The 14,148-nt window shown below is 63.8% G+C and carries 13 protein-coding genes; 4 read left to right on the forward strand and 9 right to left on the reverse strand.

All coding sequences use genetic code 11. The features are described 5' to 3' along the window. The first annotated feature begins 296 nt into the window (after window positions 1-296). Genes E8A46_RS13330 through upp form a run of 3 tightly spaced genes read left to right on the forward strand, consistent with a single transcriptional unit; the run spans window position 297 to window position 3,458 of the window. Window positions 297-1,553 (forward strand): GTP cyclohydrolase II, encoded by a 1,257-nt coding sequence (locus E8A46_RS13330; RefSeq protein WP_291561296.1) that lies wholly within the window; start codon window positions 297-299, stop codon window positions 1,551-1,553. A gap of 18 nt (window positions 1,554-1,571) precedes the next feature. Next, window positions 1,572-2,810 carry a URC4/urg3 family protein gene (locus E8A46_RS13335; RefSeq protein ID WP_291561375.1) on the forward strand — a complete coding sequence of 413 codons (1,239 nt, stop codon included), beginning with the start codon at window positions 1,572-1,574 and terminating at the stop codon, window positions 2,808-2,810. An 18-nt stretch (window positions 2,811-2,828) separates the two neighbouring features. Next, a complete protein-coding gene (gene upp / locus E8A46_RS13340) occupies window positions 2,829-3,458 on the forward strand; it encodes a uracil phosphoribosyltransferase (RefSeq protein ID WP_291561298.1) in 630 nt (209 codons plus the stop codon). 13 nt (window positions 3,459-3,471) lie between these two features. Here upp and E8A46_RS13345 read toward each other — a convergent pair whose 3' ends face one another. After that, window positions 3,472-4,302 carry an aspartate dehydrogenase gene (locus E8A46_RS13345; RefSeq protein ID WP_291561300.1) on the reverse strand — a complete coding sequence of 277 codons (831 nt, stop codon included), beginning with the start codon at window positions 4,300-4,302 and terminating at the stop codon, window positions 3,472-3,474. Between the two features lie 271 nt (window positions 4,303-4,573). On the opposite strand from E8A46_RS13345, the gene E8A46_RS13350 reads away from it, so the two are divergent. Beyond that, window positions 4,574-5,590, forward strand: a complete 1,017-nt coding sequence (locus tag E8A46_RS13350) for a formamidase (RefSeq protein ID WP_291561301.1) — start codon at window positions 4,574-4,576, stop codon at window positions 5,588-5,590. 127 nt (window positions 5,591-5,717) lie between these two features. Here E8A46_RS13350 and E8A46_RS13355 read toward each other — a convergent pair whose 3' ends face one another. The 8 genes from E8A46_RS13355 to E8A46_RS13390 all read right to left on the reverse strand — a co-directional run bounded on the left by E8A46_RS13355 (window position 5,718) and on the right by E8A46_RS13390 (window position 14,148). Next, window positions 5,718-6,950: an amidohydrolase family protein gene (locus E8A46_RS13355; RefSeq protein WP_291561303.1), complete on the reverse strand. Its 1,233-nt coding sequence runs from the start codon at window positions 6,948-6,950 to the stop codon at window positions 5,718-5,720. Further along, window positions 6,950-9,385 carry an ATP-binding cassette domain-containing protein gene (locus E8A46_RS13360; protein ID WP_291561305.1) on the reverse strand — a complete coding sequence of 812 codons (2,436 nt, stop codon included), beginning with the start codon at window positions 9,383-9,385 and terminating at the stop codon, window positions 6,950-6,952. Before E8A46_RS13360 ends, E8A46_RS13355 begins: the two co-directional genes overlap by 1 nt. Continuing rightward, a complete protein-coding gene (locus E8A46_RS13365; RefSeq protein ID WP_291561307.1) occupies window positions 9,382-10,251 on the reverse strand; it encodes a branched-chain amino acid ABC transporter permease in 870 nt (289 codons plus the stop codon). The genes E8A46_RS13360 and E8A46_RS13365 overlap by 4 nt, the downstream gene beginning before the upstream one ends. A gap of 3 nt (window positions 10,252-10,254) precedes the next feature. Further along, a complete protein-coding gene (locus E8A46_RS13370; RefSeq protein WP_291561377.1) occupies window positions 10,255-11,358 on the reverse strand; it encodes an ABC transporter substrate-binding protein in 1,104 nt (367 codons plus the stop codon). Between the two features lie 274 nt (window positions 11,359-11,632). Continuing rightward, window positions 11,633-12,286: an urea amidolyase associated protein UAAP2 gene (locus E8A46_RS13375; protein WP_291561309.1), complete on the reverse strand. Its 654-nt coding sequence runs from the start codon at window positions 12,284-12,286 to the stop codon at window positions 11,633-11,635. A gap of 12 nt (window positions 12,287-12,298) precedes the next feature. Then, entirely contained in the window at window positions 12,299-13,117 is an 819-nt protein-coding gene (locus tag E8A46_RS13380; RefSeq protein ID WP_291561311.1) for an urea amidolyase associated protein UAAP1, read from the reverse strand. Then, a complete protein-coding gene (locus tag E8A46_RS13385; RefSeq protein ID WP_291561313.1) occupies window positions 13,114-13,746 on the reverse strand; it encodes an urea carboxylase-associated family protein in 633 nt (210 codons plus the stop codon). The genes E8A46_RS13380 and E8A46_RS13385 overlap by 4 nt, the downstream gene beginning before the upstream one ends. Before the next feature lie 9 nt (window positions 13,747-13,755). Next, the gene (locus tag E8A46_RS13390; RefSeq protein ID WP_291561316.1) at window positions 13,756-14,148 is read right to left on the reverse strand and encodes a RidA family protein; all 393 of its coding nucleotides are present in this window, start codon (window positions 14,146-14,148) and stop codon (window positions 13,756-13,758) included.

Raw genomic sequence — 14,148 nt, forward strand, 5'->3', positions numbered from 1 at the left:
GTCGTCGGCCCAGCTCCGCGCTGAGCGCACCGCACAATGTAATCCATCGATCAAATCTTGGCGATACGCAGCCGATTTCTGCCCGTCCCGGTCAAGCCGCGCACTCGAAGAGGTTAACGGCCAAGGCATCCCAGCAAAGGTCGGACGGGAATCGCCGTTGTGTTTGGTCGCGATGTCGCTATACTCTGGTGCTCGGCCTCGCGGCCGTGCAGTTAATTTTCAGTGTAGGTGACCAGGCCCGTCTGCTTAGGCGGGCCGTCGCCGTTTAAGGGTCCCTGACGTAAGGATACATGGCGATGACTCGTTCGAACCGGGTTGACCATATCCGGATTACCTCGCACCCGGCACCGGGCGCCAAACTCACCTTCCCGATCCACTGGGGAGCAGCCAGCGCGCGCGAACGCGGACCTGTGATTGGCACGGTATCCCGCCCGCAGGATCGCAACGTGATCGGCTCCCATGGCGGCTCCTATTCGGTCTACCGCGCGCTAGCAGTCTCGTCGGGCGCGCTGGATCCGATCCGGCGGCCGGATCTGACCAACACCCACCCGGCCGAAACCATCGGGCCGTTCCCGCAATGGACCGACCCGCAGCGCATCGTCTCGCTCGATCCCTTCGGACATCTCGCCGCGGAAAACTTTGCAACCGAGATCGCCGAAGGCATCGATATCCGCCCAAGCATCGCGATCACCCGCGCCCGCCTCGACCTGCCCGAACTGAGGGCGGCGATCGAAGCCGGCCGGCTCAAGCAGGATGGCGAGGTCGTGCACGAGAGCGGCAGCGTCTCCGTGGTCAAGATCGCGATCGACCCGGTATGGTATCTGCCAGGCCTCGCGCAGCGCTTTGCGACCACCGAAAACAATCTGCGCCGTCAACTGTTCGAACAGACCGCGGGAATGTTTCCGGAGCTGGTGACGCGCCCCGACCTGCAGGTCTTCCTGCCGCCGATCGGCGGCATGACGGCATATCTGTTTGGCGACGTTGCCAAGCTGCCGGATCACCGCACCAAGATCACCTGCCGCGTGCACGACGAGTGCAACGGCTCCGACGTGTTTGGCTCCGACATCTGCACCTGCCGTCCGTACCTGCTTCACGGCATCGAGGAGTGCGCGCGCGCCGGCCAAACCGGCGGGTTGGGCATCATCGTCTACAATCGCAAGGAAGGCCGCGCGCTCGGCGAAGTCACCAAATTCCTGGTCTACAATGCGCGCAAGCGCCAGGAAGGCGGCGATGCCGCGGCCCAGTATTTCGAGCGCACCGAATGTGTCGCCGGCGTGCAAGATGCGCGATTCCAGCAATTGATGCCGGACGTCATCCACTGGCTCGGCCTGAAGCGCATCGATCGTTTCGTTTCCATGAGCGACATGAAGCATGATGCGCTGACCAGCCAGGGCATCGAGATCGTCGAACGCGTACCGATCCCCGACGATCTCGTCCCGCCCGACGCGCATGTGGAAATCGCGGCCAAGAAGGCCGCCGGCTACTACAGCCCCGAGCCGCCACAGCCGCAGGACTTGATCAATTCGGTCGGCCGCCCGCTTGAAAATTATTGAGAGAGGGCCGCCGTGTCCGTGGCAAATCCCGAGACGTCGGCCGCGCTGTCGTTGTTGAATGCCAAGGCGGTTCGCGAGCGCGCGCACCGCATGCTGGCGATCGGCCTTGAGGACAAGCTGCCAAATTTCCGCATCCATCTCGACCGCATGGACGGCGCGGTCGACCTGGTGCTGGAAACCACACGCAAGGCCTACCCCTCGCTCGATATACCCTTTCATTCGCGGTGGCGGCACTTCGTCGCTGGCAATGACAACCGCTGGGCCGATATCGCTGGCCAAACCCGATGGCCCGATCCTGCGGCGCGCGCGCGGGCCGAATTCGACCTGGCGATCGTCAGCGTCTTCCTGGATGCCGGCGCCGGCCCATCATGGCGCTATCACGATCCAAAAACGGGATTGGCCATCGGCCGCTCGGAAGGATTAGGACTGGCCAGCCTCGCCATGTTCGAAAGCGGCGCCTTCTCGGCCAATCCGCTTCAACCCTTGCGAGTCGACGCCAATGTCCTTGCAACTCTGTCCGTCGCCGATCTTGAGCGCGGCTTGCAGGTCTCCGATAGCAATCCGCTGGTTGGCCTTGAAGGCCGCGTTGATTTGTTGCGCCGGCTCGGCGCCCTGGTGGCCTTGAAGCCCGACATATTCGGCAGCCTCGACACCCCGCGACCCGGCGGCCTGTTCGACCGACTGGCGATGCTGGCGGACAAGCGGCAGTTGCCCGCGCCTGCGATTCTCTCCGAACTCTTGCAGCAACTCGGACCGATCTGGCCATCGCGGCTGACATTGGGTGGGATCGCGCTCGGCGACTGCTGGCGGCATCCGGCGCTGACGACGAAGGATGCGACCAGCGGCTTGATGCCGCTGCACAAGCTCTCGCAATGGCTGGCCTACTCGCTCATCGAACCGCTGCAAACAGCCGGCATCCGCGTGAGCGATATCGACGGCCTGACGGGCCTTGCGGAATACCGCAACGGTGGGCTGTTCGTCGATGGCGGCGTGCTCGCGTTTCGCGACGCCGATGATGCGCGGCGCGAGCACGAGGTGGCGTCGTCGCTGGTGGTGGAGTGGCGCGCGCTGACGGTGGCGCTGCTCGACCGCGTCGCCGAAGGTGTTCGGCAACGGCTCGGGCTCGACGCCACCTCGCTGCCGCTGGCCAAAGTTCTTGAAGGTGGCACCTGGGCCGCAGGCCGTCGGCTGGCGCGCGAGCGTCGCCCCGACGCCTCGCCTCCCGTGAAAGTCACAAGCGACGGCACCGTATTCTAGAGTTTTGGGATAATACCAATGGACGGCGTCACGATCGTTAGCCACCCGCTGGTGCAGCACAAGCTGACGCTGCTGCGGGAAAAAAACATTTCAACCAAGTCGTTTCGCGAGCTCCTCAAGGAGATCGGGATGCTGTTGTGTTACGAGATCACCCGCGATCTCCCGCTGGCCGACGTCGATATCGAAACCCCGCTCGCACACATGAAGTCACCGCAGATCGCGGGCAAGAAGCTGGTGTTCGCGCCGGTGCTGCGGGCGGGCGTCACTTTCGCGGAGGGCATGCTCGACTTGGTGCCGAACGCGCGGGTCGCCCATATCGGCCTCTACCGCGAACCGGAGACCTTCGTGGCGGTGGAGTATTTCTTCAAGGCGCCGAGCGATCTGCACGAGCGACTGGTGATTGTGATTTCTCCGGTATTGGCGACGGCGAACTCCGCGGTCGCGGCGGTCGATCGGCTGAAGGAGCGCGGCGCGAACGACATTCGACTGGTTTGCCTGATCGGCGTGCCGGAAGGCATCGAGCGGATGCGCGGCATTCACCCTGATGTCCCGATCTGGCTCGCCGCGGTCGACGACGGGCTCGACGAAAACGCCTATATTCTGCCCGGTCTCGGCGACGCCGGCGACCGGGCCTACGGCACCAAGTAGGCCGCTCTGGCGCTCAGGTCCCGACGCGCAGAGGCGCACGCTGTTTGCGAAGAAACGCGATGACGGAAAGCGCGGTGATGCGCCCCGTCTTTGGATTTTCCGACGGGATATTCTCGATCGACATCGAAAAACGCGCAGAGTCGGATTCCACCTCGACCCGGTGCACGTTGCGCGTCAGCGCGGGATCGGCCCAGATCTCCAGTCTGGTCCGGTCAGGACCTATCCCGGCGAGCGACAGCGCGACTGCCACGTTCAGGTTTGCCGGAAAACCTTTCGCCGCCTCCCGCGCCGTGCCCTCGAATATCCTGAGCGGCTCGGTGATTTGCTCGATGTCGATGTTGTTCTCGACAAGATAAGGTGCCCCGGCGAGGCCCTGAACCGGCTTCCGGGTGACCATCCGGACCGAATGAATCTCTCCGACAGCCGCCGCGGTCACGGCGTCAAGGCCGATCAGGGCGCCGGTCGGCACCACGATTTGTCCGCCGTTCTGCTTTGCCAGTCCGATCAGGTCTTCGTTTTCAAGAAGCGCGCCGGCGCTCAGCACGATCGCGGTTTTTCCATTTGTGACGAAGGGCGCAACGATCGACCTCACGAGCTTCGCCGGTGCGCACTCGATCACGATATCGGCGACATCGACAAGCTTTTCGATCGGCAGGATGACGGCTGGCGTTTTCAAATGGCCAAGCCAGTCTCGATGCTTTTCGGGGTGTTGGACCGAGACCGCGGTCAAAACCAGTCCGTCTATGCCCCGATCCAGCGCCTCGGCGACCTTCTTTCCGATCGGCCCAAGTCCGGCAATCGCCACCCGCAGGTTTGCGGCCGAGCTTTTTGACAAATTTGCCATTCGTTGGCTGCTTTCTTTTGCTTTGATCGCACAGTCAATGCTTGTCACACAATTCTCGTGGGAACCATACTAGCGGTCATGGCTCCCCGTGAAATCCCTCTCGGCCGCGCCGGCTCCATTGCCCTTGCCCGGATATCGAAGCCGCGCCCCGGGCCATTCACCCCCATAGCCTGAAAAATGATCTTTTTATCTTCGCAAAAATCGGGTTTGCTTGCGTCCGGCTTTTCGCGCAACGGTGCGCGAACCCGGGTTCATCTGCAAGGAGCGATACATGAACGGACTTGGCGGACTTAACAAATCGCCCGAAGGCGTCGTGATCGGGCTCGTGCAACTGCAGCTGCCCGTTGTTGCCACCAAGGCCGACCTCGCCCGGCAGACCGACCGGATCGTCTACATGGTCGGCAAGGCACGCCGCAACCTCGGCACCATGGATCTCGTGGTGTTCCCGGAATACTCGCTGCACGGCCTGTCGATGGACACCAATCCCGCGATCATGTGCCGGCTCGACGGCCCCGAAGTCGCGGCGTTCAAGAAGGCCTGCGTCGACAACAAGATCTGGGGCTGCTTTTCGATCATGGAGTACAACCCCGAAGGCAACCCTTACAATTCAGGCCTGATCATCGACGATCACGGCGAGATCAAACTCTATTACCGAAAATTACACCCGTGGATTCCGGTCGAGCCGTGGGAGCCCGGTGACATTGGAATTCCCGTGATCGAGGGCCCCAAGGGCGCCAAGATCGCACTGATCATCTGCCACGACGGCATGTTCCCGGAAATGGCGCGGGAATGCGCCTACAAGGGCGCGGAAATCATGATCCGCACCGCCGGCTACACCGCGCCGATCCGCGACAGCTGGCGCTTCACCAATCAGGCCAACGCATTCCAGAACCTGATGGTGACCGCGAACGTCTGCATGTGCGGATCGGATGGCTCGTTCGACTCGATGGGCGAAGGCATGATCGTGAATTTCGACGGCAGCACCCTCGCCCATGGCACAACGGGACGTCCCGACGAGATCATCACCGCGGAGGTCCGCCCCGATCTGGTGCGCGAGGCACGAATCCACTGGGGTGTCGAGAACAACATCTATCAGCTCTGGCACCGCGGTTACGTCGCCGTGAAGGGCGGCGCGATGGATTGTCCCTACACCTTCATGCAGGACATGGTGGCCGGCACGTTCAGGCTTCCCTGGGAGGATCAGGTCAAGGTCACCGACGGCACACCTTGCGGTTTTCCGGCGCCGACGCGGATGTTTGGCGCGAAGACCGGCAAGGCGGCGGAATAGCCGATAACATTCGGTGGCCTCGTGGTTCGAGATGCGCGGCGTTGCCGCGCTCCTCACCATGAGGGTCTGAGACCTCATCCTGAGGAGCTTGCGAAGCAAGCGCCTCGAAGGATGAAGCCACCGAACTTTAACTCCCGCGCCGATGCAGTTGCGGACGAGGCCGGGTGAAGGACGCGCGGCCGCGTTTGATGCCCCATAGCGGTTGCGCAAGCATCGCGACCGCATCGGTGGGATTGCCCGCATCGAGACAAACCAGATCCGCCGGTCCTCCGACCGCGATGCCGTAATCGCCGAGGCGCATCAGCCGCGCCGCGGAGCCGGTGATCATGTCGAGGCACCCGGCGAGGTCATCCGGCCGCGACACGTGGCAGACATTCGCATAGAGATTCGCCATCCGGATCAGCGAGCCATCGCCATACGGCGTGAACGGGTTCAAGACATTGTTGGTCGAGATCGAACAGGTCACCCCTGCCTTGCGCAGCGGCTCTGCCGGGACGACGCCGCGCGGCACCGCATGGTCGTGATTGCGGCCCATCAAGTGCAGGTCGGTCGATGGCAATATCGTCACGGCGACACCGGCGCTGGCCAGCCTGGTCGCGATCTCGTTGAAGCGGGCCGGCGGCAGCAGCGACATTTGCGTCACGTGGCCGACGGCCACCCGGCCGCCCCAGCCAAATTCCTCGGTCTTGCGGCAGACATATTCGATCTGCATGCCATCCGTGGTCTCGGCGAGATCGAGGTGCATGTCGATTTCGGCGTCGAAATCGCGCGCGAAGGCAAAAATTCGATCGATCTGGCCGCGCGGATCGGTGTCGAAATAAGGGACGGCGCCGATGGCCCGCGCGCCGCGGCGCAAGCCCTCGATCAGCAGTTCTTCGGTGCCGGGATTGTTGGTGAGGCCCTCCTGCGGGAAAACGCACAGTTCGACGTCGATCGCCCAGGCGTAATCGCGCGCGAGCTGGTCGACCGCTTCGAACCCGATCATTCCAATTCCCGGATCGAGCTCGACATGGGTACGCATGCGCATCGTGCCCTGCGTGATGCAGCGTTCCAGGGTTCGACTGCCCCGCGCATAAACGTCTTCAACGGTAAAGCCGCGCTTGGCGGCCGCGGTTTCCCGGACGGCCTCGGCGACGGTGCCTTCCTCGATGCGGCAGCGGTCGAGGATGCAGGTCTTGTCGAGGTGGATGTGCGTCTCGATCATGCCTGATATCACCAGGCAGCCCGCCGCTTTCAGTTCCGGCCCATCCGCCTTCAGCGCCGGAGCGACGGCCGCGATCGTTTGACCTTGAATGGCAATATCGGTGCTGACGAGCCCGCCCTCGCGCAGAATGCGGGCATCGCGAATAATCAGGTCCATCAGTTCACCACCGCAGGAACCGCCCCAAGATACGCATCGTCGAGCATCGCGCCGCGCAGTTCCGCGGCGTTGCCTTGCGCCACCACCCGGCCACCGCCGAGCACATAACCCCGGTCGGCAATGGCCAGCGCATAGTCCGCCATCTGATCCACGATCAGCAAGGTCATGCCCTCATCCCGCAGCCGCGTAAACTGTTCGAACAGCTCGGCCACCACCGTCGGCGCCAGACCCAGCGACGGTTCGTCCAGAAGCAGGACTTCGGGCCGGGCCAACAGCCCACGGGCGACGGCAAGCATTTGTTGTTCGCCGCCGGATAGCAGGCCCGCAGCAGTGTTCAGGCGCGGGCGCAGCCGCGGAAAGCGAACCAGCATCGTTTCGATCTCGGCTGACACGAAATCACCGCGGCGGGTCGCGCCAAGACGAAGATTTTCGGCGACCGTCAATTGCGGAAATACCTGCCGCCCCTCCGGCACCAGGATCAAGCCGGCGCGCGCGACCAGATGGGCTGGAAGCGCGGCAAGCTCAAGGCTGCCAAGATGTATGGTGCCCGTCACCGGACGGATCAGCCCGCTCAGGGCTTTCATCAGGGTTGATTTGCCGGCGCCGTTAGGGCCGAACAGCGCGACCACCTCTCCCCGGCCCACCTTCAGGCTGACCTGATCGAGTACCGCAAGCGGCCCATAACCAGCGCCGAGCGCGCCTACCTCGAGCAAGGGCGCGCCGGCCGGCCGCGGCGCGGCCGAGCCCGCCGGCACCTCGGCTCCGAGATAGGCCACCTTGACGGCGGGATCGTTGCGTACCACCGCAGGCGGCCCCGCCGCAATGCGGCGGCCGGCATCAAGCACCACGATCTCGTCGGAGATCGACATCACCAGCGACATGTCGTGCTCGACGAGCACGACGGCGAGACCCGCGCGCGCCAGCCGTTGCAGCAGACCGCCCAGCTTCGCCGTGTCGGCGTCGTTCAGTCCGGCGGCCGGCTCATCCAGAAGAAGCACGGCGGGCGCGGTGCCAAGAGCGCGGGCGATCTCGACAAGCCGGCGATCGACATGTGGCAGTGTGGCGGCGAGCGCGGTTTGCGATCCGGAATAGCCGACGAGCGACAATAGCGCGCGCGCCAGGTTCGCCGGCGCCTCGCCGCGCCAAGAGCCGCGCAGCAGCCCAAGGCGGACGTTGTCCAGCACGCTCAACCCTGCAAAGGGTTGCGCGGTTTGAAAGGTGCGGGCAAGACCGGCCCGCGCGACGTCGTGTGCCGGCTGGCCCGTGATTTCGCGGCCGCCGACGCGGACAATCCCCGAATCCGGGCGCTGGAATCCGCTGACCAGATTGAGCAGCGTGGTTTTGCCGGCGCCGTTGGGACCGATCACAGAGGTTACCCGCCCGGGCTGCGCGGTCATGTCAACGCCGGCGACCGCAATGACGCCGCCGAACGCGACGCGCACGCCTTCGGCTGCGAGGCTGCCGCGTGCGCCCGTGATATGGGCCAGAGCGAGATCGATATCGGGTTTCGGGTTTGGTGCGGATTGCCGCGGCATCAGAAGACGGGCGACGGCGCCCGCGATGCCGCCCGGGGCCGCCCACAGCACGATCAGCAAGCCGGCGCCGAAAACCAGCAGGCGGTATTCCGCGAGGCCCGCGAGCACTTCCGGCAAGAAAACAACCACCGCCGACCCGACCAGCGGCCCGAGGGTGCGACCCGCGCCGCCTACGACCACGACCAGCAGAAAGAGGATCGACTGCGAAAATGGAAATGAGCTGGGTGCGATGAAGCCTGTGAGCGCCGCCTGCAGACCGCCCGCCAGACCCGCCGCCACGGCGGCCAATACGAACGCGGCGGTGCGGACCGGCAACGCGCTTATCCCGACGCCGCGCGCCGCCGCCGGCGCCGAGGCAATGGCCTGCATCGCCAGGCCAAGCGGACTTCGTGCAAAATAGTGAAACCAGAGCAGCGCAAGGCCGCACAGGCCGCAGGCCAATAGCGCCGTGCCTCCGGTGCCGAACGGCGCTGGAATTCCCACGAGGCCGCTGGAGCCGCCGGTGAGATCGCGCCACTCGACCGAGACGGATTCGACGATGAAGCCGAAGGCGATGGTCACCATGGCCAGATACGGACCCGTGACCCGAAGTGCGGGAATCGACAGTGCCGCCGATATCGCCGCGACCAGCAGGACGGCGAGCGGCAAGGCTGCCCAGAAGTTCAGCCCTGCCTTGGTGGTAAGAATTCCCACCCCATAGGCGCCAAGCGCCAGGAATCCGGCCTGGCCGAGCGAGACCTCACCGGCGAGGCCGAGCAGCACATTCAGCCCAACACCGACCAACGCCGTGGTCGCCAGCGTTCCCAGCAGATACGCGTAATAGCCCGGCGCAAGCAGGCAGATGGCGACCGCGGCGGCGCCGACCAGCACCGCGGCGACGATGGTGACGATGGCTTTCATACGCGCACCCTGGTCCGGCGACCGAACAGTCCGGACGGCGCGAGCACAAGGGCGGCAATGACGGCAGAGAATGTGACGATTTGGGTACTGCCGGAGCCAAGCCACGTGGTGGCGCAGGCTTCCACGAGGCCGTAGCCGAGGCCCGCGATCACGACACCCCAGGGATTGGTGAGGCCACCAAGGATCGCCACCGCGAAGGCCTTGATACCGAATAACGTGCCCATGTCATACGCCACGTTGTACACCGGCGCAATCAGGATGCCACCGATCCCGGCAAGCAGCGCGGCTGCGGCGTAAGTGAGCGCGATGAGCAAGGTTACGTCGATGCTCATGAGCCGCGCGGCATCCGGGTTCTCGACCGCGGCGCGCAGTTTCAGCCCAAGTTCTGTGCGGTGCATGCCAAGATGCACCAGCAGCGCCAGCCCCAGTCCAACCAGCGGCACCACGACCTGCAACGGAAAGATGCCGATATTGCCGATGACCCAGGGATCATCCGCCAGGGACGACGGAAGCGCGCGCGGCTCCTTGCCGAACAGCACCATGACGACATTGTCGAGCAGGATTCCAAGCGCCACCGTCGCCATCAGCCACGAATTCGTGCCGCGCGCGACGAAGGGCCGGACCGCAATGCGTTCGACCACCAGGCCCCAGACCGCGCAAGCCAGCAGCGCCACGGGTACCGCGGCCACCATCGGCCAGTGCAGCCCGACTGCGAGTGCATGGCAAACCACCGCGCCAAGCATCACCGATGAGCCTTGGGCGAAGTTCACCGTACCCGAAACAGCAAACGTCAATGTGAACCCAAGCGCGATCAGGCCGTAGATGCTGCCGAGACTGAGCCCCGAGACAAGTGCGGTCGCGAGCATGGCTTAACCGGTGACAGGCTCGATCTGATCTCCGTTATAGCGGACCATGACGTAATCATTTTCATTCAAGGCGTCGTGGTTCGCATCGGTGAAGGGCTTGGTGTAATTCTTGATCAGCCCCTGATAACTTTCGATGGCCAAAAATCCCTCGCGCAGCTTGGCACCTTCGGTCGAGCCGGCCTTGGCCATCGCCAGCGCGGTCAGCTGCATCGCGTCGTAGGCATTGGCCACGCCGACCGGCGGCGTGACGTCGCCGGGGCCCTTGATATCCGGATATTTCTTCATCAGCGCCGCCAGCACCTGCTTGCCGACATCGTTTTGCGGCCCGAAGAAGCTGTAGGTCTGAATGAAATGCACCTTCCCCGCCCAGGATCCCGCAAGCTCGGGGAAACGCCCGCCCGAGATACCCCAATGCGAGACGATCGGCACCGTCCAGGCAGACCGCTGCAGCGACTTGATCACCTGCGCACCCGGCGCAGCGTTGCCAACCAGGATCACCGTGTCCGCGCCGGCGTCGCGCAAGCGCTGCAGCTGCGGTGTCATATCCGCGTCCTTGTCGTCGAATTTCTCGGCGCCGGCGAGCTTGATGCCCGCGGCTTCCGCGGCGGCCGTGAGCCCGGCGAGATTGGACTCGCCCCAACCATTGTTGACCAACATAAGTCCGGGCGTCTTCGCGCCGAACTTGGTCGTGGCGTACTTCATCAAGGCGCGGTCAACCAGTACGTCGACCGCCGAGACACGAAATATGAAGTTCGGGTTGGCGCCGTTGCGGGTAATATTTGTGGCGGCCGCCCACACGCCCATGAAGGGCACCTGTGCCGCATTCGCCACCGGCACGATCGCCAGCGATACCGGACTGTCAATGCCGCCAAACAGGATGGCGACGCCCTCCTTGTCGATCAATTCCCGCGCGGCGGTCTGACCCTTGACAGGGTTGGATTCGTCATCGCGGCGGACCAGTTCAAGCATCCGGCCACCGAGCACCCCGCCCTTGGCATTGATCTCGTCGATCGCGATCGTGAGCCCGCGGGTGATCCCCTCGCCTGACTTGGCGGAGGCTCCGGAAAGCGCCGCAACCAGGCCTATCTTGACGGGTTCGGCGGCCATCGCCGCACGGCCGGCGAGGCTTCCCAATGCGATCCCGGCGGGAAGAACAAGAGCTTGGCGACGCGTGAATTTTGTCGGCATTTGAGCAACTCCCCTTGAGTTTCGTCGGACTGTTCCGCTGGCTCATGCCAGCTGCATTATCGTGGCGTAGCCAAAAGCTAGGAAGCTCCCTACGCCCAAGCCCAGTTCAATTTCCAAGCAAACGGTATGCCACAACCGCAGAAATCACAACGGCGCGCGGCATTGTGATAGTGCATCGGCCTCCGTCCCCCCGCTAGGTTTCCGGTGAATTCCAGATCATGACCCGTATCGGCGTCGGACTGAAGCCGTTGCAGGGGTTGTTGACCTGCGGACAGTTGGAGATGACGAAAAGCACGTCCATATCGGCTGTGACGTCGACGTAATTCCCAGGTGCCGAGATGCCATCGACCACCGTAAACGCTCCGGAGGGATCGATCGGCACGTTCATGAAGAAATTCAGATTGGCGACGATATCGCGCTTGCTCAATCCATGTTTCGACAACTCAAGAATGAAGTTCTCGCGGCAGGCATGCTGGTACTTCGTCGCTTCGCCGAAACGGACCGCGTTGCTCTCACACGAACAACAACCCGCCGACGTGTCATGCCGTCCGCAGGAATCGGCGGTCAGATGGGCCATGACCCGGCCCTTGTTCGAGATCAACCGCGTTCCGAGTTCGACATAAGCCGATCCCTGAACCCGCAAGGTGTCCTGGCTGCTGTAACGCTCCGCCGGGTCGTCGGCGCAATAGAGCAGCGCATCGACCGCCTGCTGCCCCTCGCTATCGACGATCCGCAGGGTTTGTCCCTGTTTCAATATCCGGGACCAGGGCCGCTCCGCCGGGATGTCATGGCTATAGACCGCGTCGGATGCATCGGGAGCTGAGATCGGAGCTGTGAGACCAGTCATTGACGTCACTCCTCAGGCGTAAAGCCGGTCGGTAAATTCAAAGGCGCGAACGATTTCCGGCGATGTCGTCCGGCAAGGGTCGTCCGGTGCCGGCGGCGCGGCGCGGTGGCGAATGAACGTGATGGGATCGGCCGCGGCCGGCCGCGCCGGATCGAGCGGATGCGCGCAATTCGACAGCACCAGCACCAGACTCATCTCCGCGCGGAGGTCAACGAAGTCGCCTGGGTGCTTTCGGCCTGCCGTCCAGAGGAAGCGCCCGTTGGCATCGAGTGATACCGGCGCAAAAAACGTCACACAGGGCGGAATGTCCCGCAGACCGAGCCCGATCTTCGCAGCGGCGGCGAGGAAATTCTCATGCGTGTTGCGCGTGGCCGCGCCAAAGGCAGCGCGCGTCGAGCCAGGCGTGGATCCCCCCACCAGGAGATCGTGGGCACCGCTGGTGTCCTCGACCAGCGAGAGGAATACGCGACCCATGTCCGAGAGCAGGACGCGGCCCTTCGAGATCGCGGCACTCCATTGCACCTTGACGGTATCGGCGCAATTGATCCGCTCGGAAGTGTCCTCTTCCCGCCATCCGATCAGCGCGACGCTGGCGCGGCCGGAATCGTCGACAATCCGCAGCGCCTCGCCGCGCCGCAGACGAACGGTGGTGTACCATCCGGCAGGGACCTGCTCGCGGCTGATCACGGCGTTGGGCGCGATCGGAGCGCCGTTCAGCGGGGTCGCATCCGGCAGGCCTTTTGGCGTCGTCTCTTGTCCCGCCGCGCGAAGTTCTTCGTAGCGCCGCCGATTGGCCTCGGCCATCTCTTGCCTGGTCTGTACCGTGGTCATGTCGCCGCTCCGACTTTACAATCTTCTTCGTCTATCCTGAAATGCGCCTCGACCGGCTTTCCGGCCTTGCCGTTGATCGGCAGGATGTCCTGCGGACAGGCGGAAAATGCGATCACCAGATCCATCTCGGCCCGCAGGCGAACGTAGCCTCCAGGTATGGGCCGAGGCGGCGCGGCGAAGCCAAGCGTACCATCGGCGCTCCAGGGAATGTTCATGAAGAGGTTGAGTGGGCTTGGCACTTCCGCCGGCACCAGCCCAAGCTCCCGCATTCCGGCAAAGAGATTATCCGTGCAGTTGTCGTGATAATTCTCGACCCCGAGAAAGGCGTAGCGGTAGCGGTCGCAGGCTGCGATCAGGGTATCGTGAATTCCACCCGAGGTGTCTTCGATCAAGGTCAGGATCGGCCGACGCTTGTTGGTGCGCAGGACGTCGCCGGGCCTGGGAACAAGGTGCAGGCTGTGCGCGCGCGTGTGCTCATTCGACATGAACTCGCCAAGATCGGCGCGGTTGAACGCCCAGCTATCGACCACCTGTTCACCATGGGTATTAACGACGGTGATCACCTGCCCGGCCGACACAAAGGCGGCCTTGCCGCGCCGTGCGGGAATTTCGATCAGTGGATCAGTCATGTCCGTGCCTCACGGTCTGATCGCAATCATGTCGATCTCGATGATCCCGCCGCGGGCGAGGCCGGTCACCCCGACCGTAGTCCGGGCCGGACGCTTGTCGGCGGCGAAATAGGTCGCGTAGATTTCGTTCATCCTGCCGTAGTCGCCGTTGAAGTCGGTCAGGAAGATGCGAACGCAGACCACATTCCCAAGCGTGAGCCCGCAACCCTTGAGCACACGGATCAGATTATCCATGACCTTGTGCGTCTGCGCCTCGATGCCGGACGGGATGGGCAGGGAATCGTCGCCCGGGTCGGTGGCGAGCTGTCCCGTCACGAAAACAAATCCTCCAGCCTCGACGGCGTGGCTGTAGGGCGCGACCGGCTTCGGAGCATCGGGCAAGAGATGGAAAATGGGATGCAT

Origin of the sequence: Bradyrhizobium sp. (assembly GCF_004799445.1) — a bacterium.
Classification (GTDB): domain Bacteria; phylum Pseudomonadota; class Alphaproteobacteria; order Rhizobiales; family Xanthobacteraceae; genus Bradyrhizobium.